This window comes from Solimicrobium silvestre, from assembly GCF_002976435.1.
GTDB lineage: Bacteria > Pseudomonadota > Gammaproteobacteria > Burkholderiales > Burkholderiaceae_D > Solimicrobium > Solimicrobium silvestre.
Map to the genome: position 1 here is coordinate 12,235 of NZ_PUGF01000013.1, position 19,860 is coordinate 32,094.

The 19,860-nt window shown below is 45.7% G+C and carries 18 protein-coding genes; 11 read left to right on the forward strand and 7 right to left on the reverse strand.

Annotated elements, in window-relative coordinates:
* Nucleotides 1-295: 295 nt before the first annotated feature.
* The 8 genes from S2091_RS13830 to S2091_RS13865 all read left to right on the forward strand — a co-directional run bounded on the left by S2091_RS13830 (nt 296) and on the right by S2091_RS13865 (nt 7,857).
* The gene (locus S2091_RS13830; RefSeq protein ID WP_105532648.1) at nt 296-1,489 is read left to right on the forward strand and encodes a phosphoglycerate kinase; all 1,194 of its coding nucleotides are present in this window, start codon (nt 296-298) and stop codon (nt 1,487-1,489) included.
* Between the two features lie 35 nt (nt 1,490-1,524).
* Nucleotides 1,525-2,955, forward strand: coding sequence for a pyruvate kinase (gene pyk, locus S2091_RS13835; protein WP_105532538.1), 1,431 nt, complete (start codon nt 1,525-1,527; stop codon nt 2,953-2,955).
* Between the two features lie 82 nt (nt 2,956-3,037).
* Entirely contained in the window at nt 3,038-4,102 is a 1,065-nt protein-coding gene (gene fba / locus S2091_RS13840; protein WP_105532539.1) for a class II fructose-bisphosphate aldolase, read from the forward strand.
* 38 nt (nt 4,103-4,140) lie between these two features.
* A complete protein-coding gene (purE, locus tag S2091_RS13845) occupies nt 4,141-4,629 on the forward strand; it encodes a 5-(carboxyamino)imidazole ribonucleotide mutase (RefSeq protein ID WP_105532540.1) in 489 nt (162 codons plus the stop codon).
* A gap of 22 nt (nt 4,630-4,651) precedes the next feature.
* A complete protein-coding gene (locus tag S2091_RS13850) occupies nt 4,652-5,533 on the forward strand; it encodes a phosphoribosylaminoimidazolesuccinocarboxamide synthase (protein WP_105532541.1) in 882 nt (293 codons plus the stop codon).
* Nucleotides 5,534-5,993: 460 nt separating this feature from the next.
* Nucleotides 5,994-7,049, forward strand: a complete 1,056-nt coding sequence (locus S2091_RS13855; protein ID WP_105532542.1) for an L-threonylcarbamoyladenylate synthase — start codon at nt 5,994-5,996, stop codon at nt 7,047-7,049.
* 102 nt (nt 7,050-7,151) lie between these two features.
* On the forward strand, nt 7,152-7,577 hold the full coding sequence (locus S2091_RS13860; RefSeq protein ID WP_105532543.1) for a hypothetical protein: 426 nt from the start codon (nt 7,152-7,154) through the stop codon (nt 7,575-7,577).
* Nucleotides 7,567-7,857 (forward strand): type II toxin-antitoxin system RelE/ParE family toxin, encoded by a 291-nt coding sequence (locus tag S2091_RS13865; protein ID WP_105532544.1) that lies wholly within the window; start codon nt 7,567-7,569, stop codon nt 7,855-7,857. The genes S2091_RS13860 and S2091_RS13865 overlap by 11 nt, the downstream gene beginning before the upstream one ends.
* A gap of 40 nt (nt 7,858-7,897) precedes the next feature.
* Here S2091_RS13865 and S2091_RS13870 read toward each other — a convergent pair whose 3' ends face one another.
* The 5 genes from S2091_RS13870 to S2091_RS13890 all read right to left on the reverse strand — a co-directional run bounded on the left by S2091_RS13870 (nt 7,898) and on the right by S2091_RS13890 (nt 16,890).
* Nucleotides 7,898-9,997 carry a tetratricopeptide repeat-containing diguanylate cyclase gene (locus S2091_RS13870; protein WP_105532545.1) on the reverse strand — a complete coding sequence of 700 codons (2,100 nt, stop codon included), beginning with the start codon at nt 9,995-9,997 and terminating at the stop codon, nt 7,898-7,900.
* Nucleotides 9,998-10,386: 389 nt separating this feature from the next.
* The gene (locus S2091_RS13875) at nt 10,387-12,471 is read right to left on the reverse strand and encodes a M13 family metallopeptidase (protein ID WP_105532546.1); all 2,085 of its coding nucleotides are present in this window, start codon (nt 12,469-12,471) and stop codon (nt 10,387-10,389) included.
* 155 nt (nt 12,472-12,626) lie between these two features.
* The gene (locus S2091_RS13880) at nt 12,627-13,979 is read right to left on the reverse strand and encodes a CoA-disulfide reductase (protein ID WP_207769709.1); all 1,353 of its coding nucleotides are present in this window, start codon (nt 13,977-13,979) and stop codon (nt 12,627-12,629) included.
* Entirely contained in the window at nt 13,969-15,387 is a 1,419-nt protein-coding gene (locus S2091_RS13885; protein WP_105532548.1) for a cation:dicarboxylate symporter family transporter, read from the reverse strand. The genes S2091_RS13880 and S2091_RS13885 overlap by 11 nt, the downstream gene beginning before the upstream one ends.
* A gap of 201 nt (nt 15,388-15,588) precedes the next feature.
* On the reverse strand, nt 15,589-16,890 hold the full coding sequence (locus S2091_RS13890; RefSeq protein WP_105532549.1) for an MFS transporter: 1,302 nt from the start codon (nt 16,888-16,890) through the stop codon (nt 15,589-15,591).
* A gap of 224 nt (nt 16,891-17,114) precedes the next feature.
* On the opposite strand from S2091_RS13890, the gene S2091_RS13895 reads away from it, so the two are divergent.
* The 3 genes from S2091_RS13895 to S2091_RS13905 all read left to right on the forward strand — a co-directional run bounded on the left by S2091_RS13895 (nt 17,115) and on the right by S2091_RS13905 (nt 19,035).
* Nucleotides 17,115-17,549 carry a hypothetical protein gene (locus S2091_RS13895; RefSeq protein ID WP_105532550.1) on the forward strand — a complete coding sequence of 145 codons (435 nt, stop codon included), beginning with the start codon at nt 17,115-17,117 and terminating at the stop codon, nt 17,547-17,549.
* Nucleotides 17,550-17,767: 218 nt separating this feature from the next.
* Nucleotides 17,768-18,256 carry a hypothetical protein gene (locus S2091_RS13900; RefSeq protein WP_105532551.1) on the forward strand — a complete coding sequence of 163 codons (489 nt, stop codon included), beginning with the start codon at nt 17,768-17,770 and terminating at the stop codon, nt 18,254-18,256.
* 293 nt (nt 18,257-18,549) lie between these two features.
* On the forward strand, nt 18,550-19,035 hold the full coding sequence (locus S2091_RS13905; RefSeq protein ID WP_105532552.1) for a hypothetical protein: 486 nt from the start codon (nt 18,550-18,552) through the stop codon (nt 19,033-19,035).
* 37 nt (nt 19,036-19,072) lie between these two features.
* Here the strand turns inward: S2091_RS13905 and S2091_RS13910 are convergent, their stop codons facing one another.
* Nucleotides 19,073-19,336 (reverse strand): SemiSWEET transporter, encoded by a 264-nt coding sequence (locus tag S2091_RS13910; RefSeq protein ID WP_105532553.1) that lies wholly within the window; start codon nt 19,334-19,336, stop codon nt 19,073-19,075.
* Complete coding sequence (locus S2091_RS13915; RefSeq protein WP_105532649.1) at nt 19,336-19,839, reverse strand: flavin reductase family protein; 504 nt, start codon at nt 19,837-19,839, stop codon at nt 19,336-19,338. The genes S2091_RS13910 and S2091_RS13915 overlap by 1 nt, the downstream gene beginning before the upstream one ends.
* Nucleotides 19,840-19,860 lie beyond the last annotated feature (21 nt).

Genomic DNA, 19,860 nt, shown 5'->3' on the forward strand with positions numbered 1-19,860 from the left:
ATCTTTTAACTGCAAGGTAAATATTTACTAAAACTGACAAGAATAAAAAATAATACTAGGGTATTCATAATCTTAAATCTTAGTTTACTCACGCTTTCTTAGCTTACTTCGCATTATTTTTCCTGCTAACAATCATCTTTTTACCGCTCACAGGCTTACAGCTGCAACCCACAGTACGGTAAAATAGATGGTTTTCTATTTCGCTGAATTTCAATTTATTTTTACAGCGCGAATTAATCCAACTTTCTACCCCAATTTTTCACTCCACCTTTTATCTCTTTTACATCACTCTGACATGCAATTTATACGATTTAGCGATCTGGTCGCGCAAGGTAGTTTAGCTGGCAAACGTGTTTTTATTCGTGCTGATTTAAATGTGCCTCAAGACGATCAAGGCAATATCACCGAAGACACCCGCATCCGCGCTTCCGTTCCGGCCATTCAACAAGCGTTACAAGCTGGCGCCGCTGTCATGGTGACATCCCATTTAGGCCGCCCAACCGAAGGCACATTGCGCGCCGAAGATAGTTTGGCACCCGTCGCACATCGCTTATCTGAACTTCTTGGTCAGCCAGTTACATTGCTGCAAAACTGGTTAGACGGCGTACAAGTGCAACCCGGTCAAGTCGTGTTATTAGAGAATTGCCGCGTAAATATCGGTGAAAAGAAAAATAACCTTGAACTCGCCAAAAAAATGGCAGCACTGTGCGATGTGTATGTCAACGACGCTTTCGGCACGGCTCATCGCGCTGAAGCCACCACCCACGGCATCGCGCAATTTGCGCCGGTTGCCTGTGCTGGCCCGTTGCTCACCGCTGAATTAGATGCATTAGGCCGCGCACTTGGCCAACCGGCCCGTCCATTAGTGGCGATTGTGGCGGGTTCCAAAGTGTCTTCCAAACTGACCATTTTAAAATCACTGGCTGACAAGGTAGATAACCTGATCGTCGGCGGCGGCATTGCCAATACATTCATGCTGGCAGCTGGTTTGAATATCGGCAAATCATTGGCAGAAGCCGATTTACTCGACGAAGCCCGCGCCATTATGGAGATCATGAGCAAACGCGGCGCAACGGTACCAATCCCAGTTGACGTCGTCTGCGCTAAAGAATTTTCACCAAACGCAGTCGCCACCGTTAAATTAGTCGCCGACGTAGAAGCCGACGACATGATTTTAGATATCGGCCCGCAAACTGCTGCGCAATTAGCCACGCAAATTAGCACTGCTGGCACCATCGTCTGGAACGGCCCGGTTGGCGTGTTTGAGTTTGATCAATTCGGTCACGGCACCAAAACGTTGGCATTAGCCATTGCCAATGGCGCAGGTTTTTCTGTCGCTGGCGGCGGCGATACTTTAGCGGCAATTGCTAAATACGAGATCGCCGACAAAATCGGCTACATCTCAACCGGTGGCGGCGCATTCTTAGAATTTTTAGAAGGAAAAACACTTCCGGCAGTTGAAGTGTTGATGCAACGAGCGGCGAAATAAAGATTAATAAATAATCTAAAAACTTGGAGACACGAATGTATCGCGGAACAAAAATAGTTGCCACAGTAGGTCCTGCTTCAAATACCGTAGAAATCTTGACTCGCATGTTGCAAGCGGGTGTGAATGTGGTGCGCTTAAATTTTTCGCATGGCAAAGCGCAAGATCATATTGATCGCGCTGCCATGGTCCGCGAAGCCGCGTTAAGTTGCGGGCGAGAAGTGGCAATTATGGCCGATTTGCAAGGTCCAAAAATCCGTATTGGTAAATTTGAAAACGGCAAAATTGAACTGCAAAACGGCGAAAAATTTATTCTCGATGCTGAATGTACTTTAGGTAACCAAGGCCGCGTTGGTTTAGATTACAAAGCCTTACCGCGTGATGTGAAACCGAACGATCTCTTGCTATTAAACGACGGCTTGATTGTGTTGGTGGTTGATAAAATTGTTGGCGCTGAAATTTTCACCACCGTCAAAATCGGTGGTGAGTTGTCCAACAATAAAGGCATTAACCGCCAAGGCGGCGGCTTAACTGCGCCAGCGCTAACGTCCAAAGACATGGAAGACATTAAAACCGCCATGAGTTTTCAGGCTGATTACCTGGCGGTTTCCTTCCCTAAAAACGCTACCGACATGGAAATGGCGCGTCAATTAGCGAACATTGCTGGCGAGCCGTACAACCATAAGCCGATGATGATCGCCAAGATCGAACGTGCTGAAGCGATTCCGTTATTGCAAGAAATTTTAAATGCGTCCGATGGCATCATGGTCGCGCGTGGCGATTTGGCGGTGGAAGTCGGCAACGCTACCGTGCCAGCTTTGCAAAAACGCATGATCAAAATGGCACGGGCTTCCAACAAGCTAACCATTACTGCGACGCAAATGATGGAGTCGATGATCTTCAACGCAGTACCAACCCGTGCCGAAGTTTCTGACGTAGCGAATGCCGTGTTAGACGGCACCGACGCCGTGATGTTGTCGGCCGAAACCGCCTCCGGTAAATATCCGGTGGAAACGGTAGAAATGATGGCAGCGGTGTGCTTCGAGGCAGAAAAATCATACGAGTGCGAACTCGATGCTGACTTTTTAAATGCTCGCTTTACCCGCATCGACCAATCCATCGCTTACGGCGCGTTATTCACCGCTTACCACTTGCGAGTTAAAGCGATTGTGGCATTAACGGAATCCGGCTCCACCACACTGTGGATGAGCCGCCACAATATCGACATTCCTTTAATCGCACTTACCCCAAGTCGCACAACCCAACGTAAAATCGCGCTTTACCGAAATGTGCGCACTTACGAATTACCGTATCACTGCGACAAGGACACCATGTTAAACAACGTGGAACAGATTTTATTAGATAACAACGTAGTACAAAAAGGCGACACCATTGTTGTCACCTGGGGCGAACCAATGGGGCAAGTCGGTGGCACCAACGCACTGAGAATTGTGCGGGTCGGCGCTTAATTATTTAATGCATAGGCTGGGCTAGCGCATCACTTACCGAGCACTAACAAAAACAGATTTTATTTTTATCTTTGGAGGAAATATGGCACTCGTTTCAATGCGTCAATTACTTGACCACGCGGCTGAATACAGCTACGGCATACCCGCATTTAATGTCAATAACTTAGAACAAGTTAGCGCGATCATGCAAGCGGCCGACGAATCCGGTTCACCGGTGATTATGCAAGCGTCAGCTGGTGCACGTAAATATGCGGGCGAAGCATTTTTGCGCCATTTGATCTCTGCGGCCGTTGAAGCTTACCCACATATTCCGGTTGTAATGCACCAAGATCACGGCCAATCACCAGCAGTATGTATGGCAGCGATCAAATCCGGCTTTACTTCGGTCATGATGGACGGCTCTTTAATGCCAGATGGTAAAAGCGTCGCCAGCTATGAATACAACGTTGAAGTATCCCGCAAGGTAGTGGAATTTTCTCACTCAATCGGTGTAACGGTCGAAGCGGAATTAGGCGTACTCGGTTCATTGGAAACAATGATGGGCGATAAAGAAGACGGCCACGGCGCTGATGGCAAAATGACCCGCGAACAATTGCTGACCGATGTGACGCAAGCGGCTGACTTTGTTAAGCAAACCCAATGTGACGCATTAGCGATTGCTATTGGCACATCACACGGCGCGTATAAGTTTTCACGCAAGCCTACTGGCGATATTTTGGCGATTGATCGCATTCGCGAAATTCACGCCCGCATCCCAAATACGCATTTGGTCATGCACGGTTCCTCTTCAGTACCACAAGAATTACTGGCTGAAATTCGCCAGTTCGGTGGCGACATGAAAGAAACCTACGGCGTGCCGGTAGAAGAAATTCAAGAAGGTATCAAGCACGGAGTGCGCAAAATTAATATCGACACCGATATTCGTTTGGCAATGACTGGCGCAATTCGTCGTTATTTAATTGAAAACCCAACCAAATTTGATCCGCGTGATTATTTGAAACCAGCCAGAGAAGCAGCTATGCTGGTTTGTAAAGCGCGTTTCTTGTCGTTTGGTTGTGAGGGTCAGGCTGGCAAAATCAAGCCGATCCCATTAGAGAAAATTGCCGAGAAATACAAACAAGGCACTTTGGCACAAATCGTTAATTAATTTTTTTATTTATTTATTTATTTAGTAGGAGAATCTACATGGCTACTGTTGGAATCGTAATGGGCTCAACATCCGATTGGGATGTAATGAAAGAAGCCGCACAAATTTGCAAAGACTTTGGTATCAGCTACTCGGCACGTGCCTTGTCTGCGCACCGTACTCCGGTGGAATTAGAACAATGGATGGAAGAAATGGAAGCCTCCGGTTGCCAGGCATTTATCGCCGGCGCTGGTGCTGCTGCACATTTAGCTGGTGTCGTTGCAGCTAAAACTATTCTGCCTACCTTTGGCGTTCCAATTCCTTCCAAGTATTTAAAAGGCTTGGATTCGCTGTTGGCTATGGTGCAAATGCCTAAGGGTATTCCAGTTTCCACCTTGGCTATCGGTGAAGCTGGTGCAGCTAACGCTGGTTTGTCAGTGGTCGCTATTTTGGCGTTGCATGACGCTGATATGAAAGCAAAATTGATCAACTTCCGTGCTACACAAGCGGAAAAAGTACGCAATTCAGTACTGCCTGAATTGGCGTAATGGTTTAATTAAAGGAAATTGTATGTCAGGTATTTTAGAAACAAATTTAAAATCACTGCCGTTTTTACATCGCGGTAAAGTACGTGATATTTACGCAGTTGGCGAAGATCATTTACTGGTTGTTCAAACCGACCGTTTGTCCGCCTTCGACGTTATCTTGGATGATGCGATCCCAGACAAAGGTAAAGTTCTTACTACCATGTCTAATTTCTGGTTCAAAAAATTTGGTCACTTAATGCCAAATCATATGACCGATATTGATCCGTTGACCTTGGTTACCGCTGACGAACGCGCACAAGTTGAAGGCCGCGCTATTGTTGTCAAAAAATTCAAGCCATTGGCGATTGAAGCGATTGTACGTGGTTACATCATCGGTTCGGGCTGGAAGGACTATCAAAAAACCGGCATGGTATGCGGACATGTTTTGCCAGCTGGTTTGAAAGAAGGCCAGAAGTTGCCGGAAGTGTTGTTTACTCCGTCTACCAAAGCGCCGATGGGTCAGCACGATGAAAACATTTCTTTCGCTGAAGCGGAAGCAATTGTTGGTGCTGATATTGCTGCTAAGGTTCGCGATTTGGCGATTCAGTTGTATACCGAAGCGGCGGAATTTGCTGCTACTAAAGGTATTATTATTGCTGATACCAAGTTTGAATTTGGTTTGGATGCAGCAAATAACATTTATTTGATCGATGAAATTTTAACGCCGGATTCATCACGTTTTTGGCCTGCTGCTAGCTATCAGGTTGGGATTTCGCCGCCGTCATTTGATAAGCAATTTGTGCGCGACTGGTTGGAAACTCAGCCTTGGAATAAAAAAGCGCCAGCACCGCGTTTGCCGATTGAGGTTGCTCAGCAGACTGCGGATAAGTATGCTGAGGCATTGCGGTTGTTGACGGTAGCTTAATTGCTTCTTGCTTTACCGTTATACAAAAAACAGTGTTTATACACTGTTTTTTGTAAGAAAATCATTTTTCAGGCATTGAACGAATACGCTTAATTTCGTCATTCCCGCGTAGGCGGGAACCCAGTGGCACACAGTGCCGTTTTTGAATTGCCGTTTTAGTTCATTAAACGCCTGTAGGCCGGTGGTAGACCGGCGGCTACTTACCTTTTTTGCTTCGCCAAAAAAGTGTAAGCCAAAAAAGGCGACCCACTGCCGCTGAATTCCCGATTTTGTAGGCTAAAAATGGGAAAAGTTCGAAACTCGCTACGCTCAAACAGCGAACCTTTCTTATCCATTTTTAACCTACAAAAACGGCAGCGTCAGAATGGGAGTAGATCAACGTCAAAACCAACAACAAGTTCAAAAACAAATCAACTTCGATTAATCAACCATTCAACGCTCAAATAACTTTCAAATTTATATGCCCTCTCCTTCCCAAATAACCCAAGCTGCTGAAATTCTCGCTGCGGGTGGTTTAGTCGCCTTTCCTACTGAAACTGTGTACGGTTTAGGGGCGGATGCGGAGAATCCTTCTGCTGTAGCGGCTATTTATGCCGCTAAAGGGCGGCCGGCTAATCATCCGGTGATTGTGCATTTATCGCCGGAAGCTGATTTAAGTTATTGGGTTAAAGAGATACCAGAAGAAGCTAAAAAATTGATCGCGGCGTTTTGGCCTGGGCCACTTACGTTGATTTTAAAACGTGCTGACCATATTCCTGATGCAGTTTCTGGCGGTCAAGATAGTATCGGTGTGCGCTGTCCTTCCCATCCGGTTGCGCAAGCTTTATTGCGGGCTTTTAAAAATGGGCAAGGTGGGATTGCTGCACCTTCTGCGAATAAATTCGGGCGCGTTAGCCCGACTACCGCACAACATGTACGCGATGAATTTGCGACTGAATTACAAACAGGTGGATTGGTTAAAGCTGTGCTGGAAGGAGAACAAAGTGAAGTCGGGATTGAATCAACTATTTTAGATTTAACCCGCCTCGGTACGCACGGCCCCGTCTTACTACGCCCCGGTCATATCTGCATTGATCAATTAGCTGCAGTATTAGGTGCTATGCCGGTCTCTCCGGATGTCGCCAGCGACGTATCAACTCCACGTGCATCAGGCACATTAGAAGCGCATTACGCGCCGCATACGCCAGTTGTTATCGTCACGTCCGAACAACTAATCAGCACATTACAACAACTGCATAACGTCAATAAAAAAGTAGCGTTACTACATTACAGTACACAAAATCAGGGTAACTTATGTACTGAATTAAGCGCGGAAATTAATCTGCCAAATCATCCAGCAAAATATGCGCATGAACTCTACGCCAGCTTGCGCCAATTAGACGCCGCATCTGCTGATGTAATTGTGGTGCAAGCGCTGCCTGACACTACCGAGTGGCACGGAGTACGCGACCGCTTACGCCGCGCTGCGCATGATTCTTTAGGTGTATTAGCAAATTTATTAGCTAAGCAATCTTAAAATCTCCGACCTTATTTAAATAAAATACTGACAAAAATACAAATTTGACTCAGAAAATAAACGATTTATAATAAATCGTTTATTTTTAATTATTACACCCCCATGAAAACCTTCACTATTGAACAGGCACGCGCTGCTACTTCTTCTGGTGGCGTGTTATCAGTCAATTTAAAACCTATCGGCAGCATGTTTGCGCTTGAGTTCGTAACGCACAACGGACCGGCAATGCTGATTGCTGCGGTATCAAAGCAAGTACGTCGCTTTAGTAACCCAATTAAAGCATTCGAGATTGTCCGTGAATTAGGTTTGGAAGGCGGCCACTTTTCAGTCGCTGAGTGGCACCCAGAAGAAAAAGCGTTAGATCGACCAACTCGTCCCGACAAGGCCGCCGCGCTGAAAGCCGCGCATCAGGCAGCTGGACTGAAGCACTTATTGGATGAACGCGTCAACTTGGCTAATGCACCTGACGCAATCTGGCATGAAGCAGAAGATGTCTTTGCCGAGCTAGAAATCCGTAATGCGAATTAAGTTTCTTGAACAAGCCAAAGCGGATTTAGCGGAACACAACGACTACTACCGCAAGCTTGGTGGCGTGGCGCTCGCAAGCAAAATGATGGACAGAATTAAGGGACCCGTTTTAGCACTTAAAGACAATCCAGCAATAGCTCAGTCCTATGAACTTGCGCCCGACATGCGCCGACTCGTTGTTGCTCGTGGTGCATTCTTAGTATTCTATCGGGTAGATGTGGATATTGAAGTTCTCCACATCCTGCGAGCTGAACGCATCCCTCTCTCCGATCCGGAATAAAACTGCAAGAATGACAGGCGCCATATTGCGCCTCGCATAATCAACAAACAGCCTCTGCCTTTTGCAATGGCCCGGCAATTTGTTCGATGATGATTTTCCCCTGCTGGATCGCGTTCTCTAAATCACTCCGCAACAAAGCATCAAACTCTTCTTTTGGCACATTCACTTTTTTAATTCCGATCGCTTGATTACGGCCACGAGTTTTAGCCATGAACAACATTGAATCGGCAAGATTGAGTGATTTACCCCAGTTCAATTCCACGTCACTTGCCTCACCTTGATGTAATGAAATATAGCCTACAGAAATAGTGACTGGTATCGTATTTTTTTCAAACACAACCGGGCTTCCGCCAACGTTAATCAAGATACGTTCTATTACTTGTTGCAAGTTGCTAGTCGGCATGTGATTTAAAAAAATAAGGAATTCCTCGCCACCCCAGCGCATCAACATGTCGTTGTCGCGCATTACATGTGACAGCCGCTTACTCAACTCAACCAATACCTCATCGCCCGCAGCGTGACCATAATTGTCATTGATTCGTTTAAAGTGATCAATATCCAGCACCACCAAAGAATGTGGCGGAGTATCGCTGCTTAAAACGCGCCGATCGGTAATTTGTGTGCGGGATTGCATCGCGTCGTGGAAGGCACGACGATTTAATAAACCGGTTAAGGGATCACGATTCGATTGATGAGCTAACTTAGTGTTTGCTTGCTCCAAATTGCTATTAGCCTCTTTCAAATTGCGATTCGTTTCTCTCAACTTGCGATACAAGATAAGAATAGTCAACGCAACGGCGGCGGCAATGATGCTAAAAACTGTCGTGATTATCCATTGCAGGCTCTTATTTTTGATTTCGATACTTTGAATTTGATTTTTTTGTTCCAACACTTCAATTTGTTTTTCATGTTGGCTGGCATCATACCGGGCTTTCATTTCTGACACGACGCGATCGCGATCGGCATTAAACAGCTCAGTTGATAAAGCTAATTTTTCAACGATGACCTTATACGCTTCTTTATACATATTGGCTTTCTCAAAAGCCGTTGCCAACTGCCCCAGAATCTCCTCAATCGCAGGTTTAGCTTTAGATTGACGCAATATGTCTATGCCTTGATTAGCTTCCTTGGAACCCAAAATTACTTCGCCCAAACCCATGTGGCAGAGTCCAACATTAACAAGACTGTCAGCTTGAAGTACGCTATTTTCCAATTTATTTGCCAACTGCAGCGTTTGCTTCGCATAATGTAAACACAGGGAGTAATTTCCTAAGCCATAAGTGGCATCGGATAGGTTATTTAGCGCAGTAGCCTCACCGCGCCGATCAGCAATGTTACGAGAAATTTTCAGAGATTCCGCATAGGCTTTAACCGCGTCAGCTAATTTACCCTGATCGGAATACACATTGCCACGATTCAGATTCAGCATGGATAACATACTTTGCGCATCCCATTGTTCTGCCAGCTTGACGCCCTTATCGAAATACGCCAACGCCATTTGCGGATCTTTAAGTTTGGTATACAAATTACCAATATTATTTAGCGCATTGATACGGCGTAGATCGTCGTGCCTGGTGCCTTCGTCCAACGCCTCCATTGCGATCAAACGGTATTCCAGTGCCAATTGAAAATTGCCAAGTTCGCTGTTAATGACAGAAGCCGTGCTATAGACGCGACACGTTAACTTTTTTTGATTGACACTTTTTGCTAACTGCAACGCTTGCGCATTAACATCCTTAGCTTCATCCAGCTTTCCTTCAACTTTTAATATGGCAGCTTGAAAGTTCAGCGCAATCGCATTCGACCAGTTGTCATGATAGTGAACACCCAAACGACTAAGTTCCGCATTCAACTTACGCGCTTGCTCGGTTTGATCATCATTCAGATATAAACCAATCAATGTAATCAAGACTTCGCGCTGATCTTCCAACTTGGCATCAGGAGGCAAACTGCGTTGCAACGTGTTTAATTGTTGAATAGATTCTGCTACCTGGGTTTCTGCCAAATCTTGTATGCGGATAATTTCAGCAGAAATAGCTGAAGTGGCGGTTTCATCGGCTTGCGTTGTTCCAAAATTCAACAAAGCAAAGCCTGCAAAGCAGGCTCGAAGAAAGAAAGATCTATATACATGTATTTGCATAGGATGCTGCACCTTGGTAACACTTTATTTAACGATCCCGCTGTGCATACAAACACAGTATTTTTTGCACGCGCATAGAAACACATGATTTTTAGTTGCGTCTTAGTGACACCTTAATGTCGCCTCAGCTACTCCTTAACTACTTCTTACTTAGGCCACTTATCCCTTTGATGGAAATTTGATCTAAACCATAAAGGGCTAGCTTAGACAGCGTTAATCATTTCAAATCAGCAACAATGAACAATATCATCACTTACTGCACTGCACAACAAAAAACCAGCAAGCAATGTGATGAGGCAGACATATCAGCTTCTTACTTGAAGCCGCCACTCTAAAAAAAATCCCTCTGTTATTCAAATAACAGAGGGATTCACCTTCATCGCATCAACTTACCAGATCGTAATACGTTTCTCTGGCGCGACATACATAGCGTCGCCTTCTTTAACACCAAATGCCGAATAGAAGCCAGGCTGATTGGTCAACGTAGCATTACCGCGCACAGCGGCAGGTGAGTGCGGGTCGGTATTGATCAGACGGATGGTTTCCGCCTCACGGGCTTTACCACGCCAGACTTGTCCCCATCCCATATATAAACGCTGCTCGCCTGTATAGCCATCAATCACCGGGGCTGGTTTACCGCCGAGCGATATTTGATACGCTTTATACGCAATCGATAAGCCGGAATTGTCAGCAATGTTTTCACCCAAGGTCAACGCGCCATTCACGTTATAACCAGGTAACGGGCTATATGCGCTGTATTGCGCAGTCATGGCCGCCGTTAATTTACCGAAGTTGGCTTTATCTTCTTTAGTCCACCAATCACGCAAATTGCCGTCGCCATCCGACTGGCTGCCTGAGTCATCAAAACCGTGGCTGATTTCATGACCAATTACGGCGCCGATACCACCGTAGTTGACGGCATCATCGGCGGCAGGATTAAAGAATGGAGGTTGCAAAATTGCGGCAGGGAATACGATTTCATTACGACGTGAGTTGTAATACGCGTTCACCGTTTGTGGGCTCATCGACCATTCTTTAGTGTCAACCGGTTTGCCGAGTTTTGACAATTGACGCTGATGTTCAAATGCCCGTCCACGCATCACATTGCCAACCAAATCGTCTTTTTTAATCTCAAGTTTGCTGTAATCACGCCATTGGTCGGGGTAGCCGATTTTTGCAGTGAATTTAGATAATTTGATGAGCGCTTCTTTTTTGGTTTCAGGACTCATCCAATCCAACGTTTCGATACTTTGTTTGTAGGCGAGCGTCAGATTACTAACCAGTTTCTCCATACGCGCTTTATTCTCTGGTGGGAAGTATTTTTGAACATACAACTGCCCCAGCGCTTCAGACAGGTTGTCTTCAACGCGTGCCACACCACGCTTCCAGCGCGGTAAATTTTCAGGGATGCCGCGCAAGGTCACGCTTGTGAATGCAAAATCCTGATCAACAAAGCGTTTGGATAACAAGCTGGCATAAGCATCGAGCACTTTCCATTTGTAATACGTTTTCCATACGGCGACTGGTGTGTCGTTAATGATTTTGGTCAGGCCACTGATAAAATCAGGCTGGCGCACAATCACGTATGCAACTTTATTGCCCACGCCGGTGCCGACGAAATACGCATTCCAGTCAAAGTTAGGTAACAGTTCCGCCAATTTAGCGATTTCTACTTTGTTATAGGTTTTAACCGGATTACGATTTTCTACTTTACTCCATTGAATCTTTGCGAGCGCTGTTTCTAATGCCAGGATTTCTGCCGCAGATTTATCTGCATCTTTTTGCCCGCTCATTGCCAGCATTTTTTCCACATGCTTAACATAAGCATCGCGGAAGCCTTTCAGCTTGGCATCATCGTCTTTGAGATAGTAGTCACGATCAGGCAAACCGAGTCCGCCCTGGCCTACATAGACCGCATATTTACTTGAGTCGCGCGCATCTTGCCCAACATTAGACTGCACTGGCAATGACACGCCAAGCTTGCTTAATTCAGATATCAACGCTGGTAATTGTTCTTTTTTTGTCAGGCCGTCAATCCGTGCAAAAGTAGCATGCAAGGGTTTAATATCCAGTTTATCGGCATGCGCTTCATCCATATAACTGCTGTATAAATCAGCAATTTTTTGCTCATTACTACCAATTTTTTTGTGAGGTTCTGCCACCAATTCATCGATGATGGAATGTGAACGTTCTTCCGATAAGTCACGCAATTGATCGAAGGAACCAAATCTGGCGCGGTCAGCTGGAATCTCCACCGTTGCCAGCCACTTACCAGACATATATTGGAAAAAATCATTTTGCGGACGTACGCTGGTATCCAGCCATTGCAAATCTATGCCGGAGTTTATTGCGGCAATATTGCTTGTTTTATTAAGTGTTGCGCTAATTGGTGCGGGTGTTTGTGCGTAGCTGAGATTGGCGCCGCCGACAGAAATTGCGGCGAGAACGGCTATAGAAAGCAGTGTGCGTTGCATGTGAGAGTCCCTGGTTAGTTATTAAAATATGCAAAAGGTGCAGCGATGGGTGCAGCAAAGTCTCAGACACAAAAGCCAATAATTAGTTCGTTTGTGCAACAAATAACGTTCGATGTAGGGTGGGCACGGCATCATCGTGCCCACCCTACGCCCCTTCACTTAGCAACATTCCCCGCAATATTCAAAATTTCCCAAGTCCGTGCAAAAGGTGGGGCGTAAATAAAATCCATAAACCCTAACTCTTCTACAGTTAAACCGCTATACACCGCAACAGCTAAGGCATCAACCCGATGCACCGCGCCGCCCAAATAACGACCGCAAACCTGCCCACCCAATAATTTTCGCGACTGTTGTTCGTAAATCAGTTTCACCCACATATCGCTTTGCCCGGGCACATAATCGGTTTGGTTTTTATCTTTAATCACTACCGTGCCATAGTCGATGCCGAGCTGTTTGGCTTCTTCTTCGGTAATGCCGGTTCTGCCTGCTTCAACGTCAAATACTCGCACGCCGCTTGAGCCTAAAGTGCCGATGAAGCGACTGTCTTTACCCGCCATGACGTCACCGGCAATCCGGCCTAATTTATTTGCCGATGTAGCTAATGGAATATAGACATTGCCACTGATTTTATGCGGCACAGTGGCGCAATCGCCTGCGGCATAAATATCAGGGAGATTGGTTTTGCATTGATCATCAATGATAATCGCGCCTTCTTTAGAAAGCTTAATATCGGTGTTACGCAAAAACTCGGTATTTGGCTTAAATCCGGTTGCGACGATGACTAAATCCGCCGGATATTCATCCTTGTTGGTCAGGACAGAATGAGCAGCCCCATTTTCATGTTTAATTTCCAGCACGCTTTCATTCAGTTGCAAAGCTACGCTATGACGCTGCAAAGCATCTTCCACTTGCGGTGTGATTTCCGCATCAAAAGTACGTGCTAACACACGCTCGGCAAATTCAATTACCGTAACATTTTTCCCTTGCTCAGAAAAAGCCTCCGCCGCTTCCATCCCAATAAAACCAGCGCCAATAATCACCACATGCTGAATCTCGGGGAGCAAGTTTAAGATGGTGATTGCATCCGCTTTAGAATGCATAGTGTGGATATTTTTGGCAGCCAAACCTTTGATCGGTGGGGTTGTCGGTGAAGCACCCACTGCAATAAATAATTTATCGTAAGCCAAACTTACAGACTGATTAGTATTTCCGTTATGCGCTGTGACTTGTTTATTTAATGGATCAAGCCCGATTGCAGTATGGAAAAGTCGCACATCAATGCCGAGCTTAATAAAATCTTCTAATGGCCGCGCAGTCATTTGATTAATATCGTCAAATTCACCGGCGACATAATAAGGGATGCCGCACGAGCCGAACGACACCACATCGCTTTTCTCTAATACAGTAATTTTGGCTTGTTTATCCGACTTTAAAATGCGCACTGCCGCTGATAAACCGGACGCATTCGCACCGAGGATTAAGTAGTTTGTTGTAATCTTATTCATCATTATCCAATGTCGCATGCGGGTCATTAAAGACCGCCATATCCATAGTTCCCATCTCACGATCGGTAGCAATGGCCGCCGTCATGGTGCCGGAGACGTTAGTTAAGGTGCGCGCCATATCAATAATGGGATCAATCGCCAGTACCATACCAATCAGCGCAAAGTGTTCGCCCATGCCCATGCCAGAAAGCGCAATCGTCGCAGCAACAGTTGCCGTGCCGGGAATGCCGGCAATGCCAATTGAACCGATGGTGATGACGATTAACATCATGATATAAAACTGCGTATTAACTTCAATGCCAACCATGTGCGCCACCATCACCACGATCATGGCCGGGAAAAATCCTGCGCAGCCATTCATGCCGATGGTGCTGCCCAACGATCCAACTAAATTCGCTGTGCCATTATTCACGCCCATGCGGGTAGTTAAGGTTGCAATCGTCATTGGCAAAGTACCCACCGAAGAGCGACTGGTGAATGCCAATAACCATGTGCCCAAGGCTTTTTTTACATACATCAACGGCGAAACACCATGCAGTACGATGATGACAATGTGAATCGATACCATCACGGCAGTGGCAATGTAAATCGCCGCGACGAAACTGGAGACTTCAATGATGGCGGGAATGCCGTTAGAAATAATAGTGCGGGCCAGCAGTGCAACTACCGCATACGGCATGTATTTAATGATGGTCATGGCTATCGACATGACGATTTTGTACAGCGCTTGCATGAGTTTTTTGAATACGCCAATTGCCTCTGGATTTTTGTGTTCCATGCGGTTTGCCGCAATCCCGATCAATGCTGAAAAGATCACCAAGCCGACTATGTTTTCACCATTCATCGCCACAATAATATTGCTAGGGATGAGACGGATAAAGGTATCAACCAGGTTCGTATATTCGTTGACTTTCTCGGTAGGTGCCGAACTAACGCCAGCCCCTAAATGAAACAGGTTGGCTAAGATAATTCCTAAAACACAGGCAATGGCGGTCGTAAACAACAACCAGAAAATGCCGCGAACTGCAATTTGAGGTAAATCTCGTTTACCCGAAAAATCCAAAATCACTTTAACAATTGAAACAAAGATTAAAGGAATCACCAGCATACGAATAAAAGCGACAAAAGCACGCCCAACCAAACCGTACCAAATGGCTGTTTCTTTCATCCAGGTTGTTGCTTCTGCGGGAAAACCGACCAGTGCCTGAATACCCAAACCTAACAATGCACCGGCAACCAGGCCCACCAACATGCGAATTGAAAAATCAATTTTTTTATTTTGTAGTTGGTTCAAACCCCAAAAGCAAAGCAGCAATACGGCGATGCTAATTAAAGTTTGATAGTGCGTGATGGCTAAAAATTTTTCAAAAAAAACACCTTGAAACAGAGCAGGCTGCTGTGCATCGTTCATTAAAATTACCCCGTACTTTGATGATGTTGAGTGAATTAGACTAGATTTGCTATTTGGGAATATGTTACATGAAAACAATAAAAACTTGTTTGCGCAATTATTGCAAAAAAGAAATCGCCCTGCATGTTGCAGCCAGCATGCAGGGCGAAAACTTCGAAGTACGATGAAAAATTAATATGCAAATATCAAGAAAATCTAAAGCTACTTATTCACCATCTCCTTAGGAACCATCAGCGTCAACACAGCGCCGATAACTAACGATGCAGCCAGCAAATACATACCGGAGTCTGTGCTATGCGTCAGGTCTTTTAACCAGCCAACCAAATAAGGGCTAACAAAGCCGGCCAAATTACCCAAGGAATTGATTAACGCAATTCCAGCCGCTGCGGCCGCCCCGCCCAAGAACGCGGTTGGCAGACTCCAAAATAAGGGCAAGGTGGTTAATATACCGATGGTAGCCAGAGTTAAAGCGGCCATCGCCAATAGGGTGTTATGTCCATAAATGGTGCTTAGCAGCAGACCGGCACACCCTAATAAAGCGGGAATAACTACGTGCCAACGTCGTTCACGATTTTTGTCGGCGCTGCGACCGATCAGTACCATGCCTACTGCGGCGGCGGCATACGGAATTGCTGTGAGCAGGCCAATGTCTAAGGTGTCTTTGACGCCAGTGGCTTTAATAATGGTTGGCAGCCAAAAGCTGATGCCGTATAGGCCCATGATGAAGCTGAAGTAGATAAACGCCATGTGCCATATTTTGGGATGAGTCATCACTTGCTTAAAGCTCATTTCCTGTTTTGTAGCAGCTTCAGTTTGCACATTTTTTGCTAATAATTGCTTTTCATCTGCACTCAACCACTTTGCATCAACGATATGATTTTGCAGGTAAAAAATAACCACAACACCTAAAACCAGCGATGGTAGCGCTTCAATAATAAACATCCACTGCCATCCAGTTAAACCGTAAATGCCGGGCATGGAATGCATAACCCAGCCAGATACCGGTCCACCGACAACGCCAGAAATAGCAACGGCAGTCATGAACATGGCGGTTATTTTTCCGCGTCGTTCAGCTGGGTACCAATAGGTAAGGTAAAGAATCACGCCAGGAAAAAAACCTGCTTCTGCCACGCCGAGTAAAAATCGCATGAGATAAAACATAGTGGCTGAATTAACGAAGATCATCGCACCGGAAATAAGACCCCAGGTAATCATGATGCGAGCGATCCAAATTCGTGCACCGACTTTGTGCAGAATAATATTGCTGGGGATTTCAAACAAAAAATAACCGATGAAGAAAACGCCTGCACCTAAGCCATAAACCGTTTCGCTAAAATTCAAATCGGACAGCATTTGAAGCTTGGCGAAACCAACATTAACCCGATCCAAATACGCGGCTACATAACAGAGAAATAATATCGGCATTAAGCGCCAGGTCACCTTGGCATAAGTTGCCGCTTCAAACCCAGCAATATCGGCAGAATTTACGCGATTTTGATTCATGTTGCCCCCTTGATTATTAATATTTGAAGTGCTTAAGCGTGAAGCTTGACCTTACAGAGATTTACATCTAAAAATGGATCATCTTGCTTGAAATCGGACACAATATTGTGATGAATTATGGCAACTAGTTTAGGCGCTTTGAATTTAAGAGCAATAAATTAATTAAGTCAACGAATTACCCAGTCTCACGTTTAAGTATTAACACCTTATTTAGAAAGATCTCAATGAATCGTTTTTTAATCTCACTGGCGCTCCTAGCTTCGCCGTTACTAGCTAATGCAGGTCCTAATGTAGGTGTTTCTGTTAACATTGGGCAACCGGGATTTTATGGTCAGATTGAGCTAGGTAATGTGCCGCCACCGCCCGTCATGTATGGGACTCCGATGATTATTCAACCAGCACCGGTTGGTGTGGTTGTTCAACCGCTCTATTTGCGGGTTCCATCCAGCCATTACAGGAACTGGCGCCATTATTGCGGTAGATACAATGCCTGTGGCCGCCCTGTGTACTTTGTACAAGACAATTGGTATCGCAATACCTATGCGCCGCAATATCGCCATGAGCATGAGGGACGTGGGTACGAGCACCGTGACTACGATCACCATGATCATGACCGTCATGATGATCGCCATGAAGACCGTCACGATGACCGACGCTAAAACAAGGCTTGCAGTCTACTAAACCAACATGCCCAATGACTTGTCTTGGGCATGTTGCATTTGGAAGAGGAATAGAGAGTTCTTCTGTGAAATTTTGTAGCCGTAATGTAACTTACTTGCCGAATTACTCTCCAGTTGTAATACATTATGCCCAGTGTCAACGGCATAGAGGAAAATACCGTTTATTCACTATTAATATACTAAACAGGGATATTCAAATGAAACGCTTATTACTTGCCACATTACTTGCTGCATCGCCATTATTAAGCATGGCACAAGTTAGCGTAGGTGTGAACCTTAACATTGGCGACCCTAATTTTTACGGACAAGTTGATCTGGAAAATGGCCCGCCACCGCCGGTAATGTACTCGACTCCAGTGGTCGTTCAACCTGCGCCACCGGGCGTATATTATCCACCGGTGTATTTACGCGTACCGACAGTTTATTATCAAAATTGGCCGCAATATTGCGGTATGTACAACGCCTGTTACCAACCGGTTTTCTTTGTTCAAGAGAATTGGTATATGCACGTGTATGCACCGATGTATCGCAGCCGCTACCCACATGGCCGACCAGGATTTGCTCCGCGCGCTTTCTATAATCAACACGGCGGTCCAGGTCCACGTGTCGAAGAGCGCCGTGATGAACATGGCGGACAACGCCATGAAGACCGTCATGAGGAGCATCGGGAAGAAGATCACCGTTAATCAAGCTTAAACTCAAGCTGAAACTCAAGCTTGAGCATCAGACATAAACGGTTAAGTGCCAACCTTGCGGTTGGCATTTTTTTTAACTTAGTTATAGATAGTTTTCATGGCAAAAATAAATCCCGCCAACAATAAGGTAACGGCGTTGGAAATAATAATAGGCCAGGCTTGAATCAAGATGCCGTAGCACAGTCAGAGTGCAATTCCTACTGTAAAAATACATACTTCCCGTGTCAACGACATAGAAGAAAATAGCGTTTATTCACTTTCAACGACCCAACAGGAAGATTTAAATGAAACGCTTATTACTTGCCGCATTACTTGCTGCATCGCCATTATTAAGCATGGCTCAAGTCAATGTGGATGTGAACATCGGCGCCCCTAATTTTTATGGACAAGTTGACTTGGAAAACGACGCGCCACCGCCGGTCGTGTTCCTGACACCAGTCGTCGTTCAACAAGTGCCATCTGACGTATATTATCCACCGGTATATTTACGCGTGCCGGAAACTTATTACCAACATTGGCCGCAATATTGCGCTATGTACAACGCTTGTTATCAACCAGTTTTCTTCGTTCAGGAAAGTTGGTATTTGCAGGTATATGCGCCGATGTACCGTAGCCGTTATCCGTATGGCAGACCAGGATTTACTCCGCGCGCCTACTATGGAGCACCACGTTACGATTATGGACCACCACGCTACGATGATCGCCGGGATCACCGCAATGAGCGTCATGATGATCGCCGTGACGAACGTCGGGATGATGATCGACGTTAATCGCTGCAAAGTGCCAACCAACAGGTTGGCACTTTTTTTAGTTATAGATTATTTTCATAGCGAGAATAAAGCCCGCCAGCAGCAAGGTAATGGCGTTGGAAATGATGATGGGCCATACTTGAATTAAAATGCCGTAGCACAACCAAAGTGCAATCCCCACTGTAAAAATTACATACATGCCCAGCGATACTCCGTCCGCATGTTTATTTTTCCAGGTCAGCCAGGCTTGCGGAATAAATGCAGTAGTGGTTAATGAGGCGGCTAAATAACCCACCAGATCGGCATAATTAAGGTGGGTCATTAATTTCCTGATGAGAGTAATTGCCCACCGTGAAAAATCAGCGGCGTGCTTGGGTCAAATGCACAATCTTCGACTTCACCAACAAAAATCACATGATCACCTTCTGGATAGCGGCTGCGGTTATGGCATTCAAACCAAGCCGCTGCGCCCTTTAAAATCGGCAAACCGGTTGCCGACAAGGTAAATTCAACACCGGCAAAACGATCCGTGGCAGATTTGGAAAATTGCTCAGCCAACCAGGTCTGGTCAGCGGCCAACACGTTAATCACGTAATGACTATTGCCGGTAAATACCGGCAAACTATTGGCGCGCTCCGACAGGCTCCATAAAACCAGTGGCGGGTCTAACGACACGGAGTTAAACGAACTAGCGGTAATCCCCAAAAAACTGCCATTGGCTAAACGCGTCGTAATCACCGTCACACCCGTGGCAAATTGCGATAACGCGCTTTTAAAGTGGCGCGTATCGAAGGTTTTTTTGGAGCTTGGCTTAGATTTATTCATTGGCTTATGTGAGTTATCACT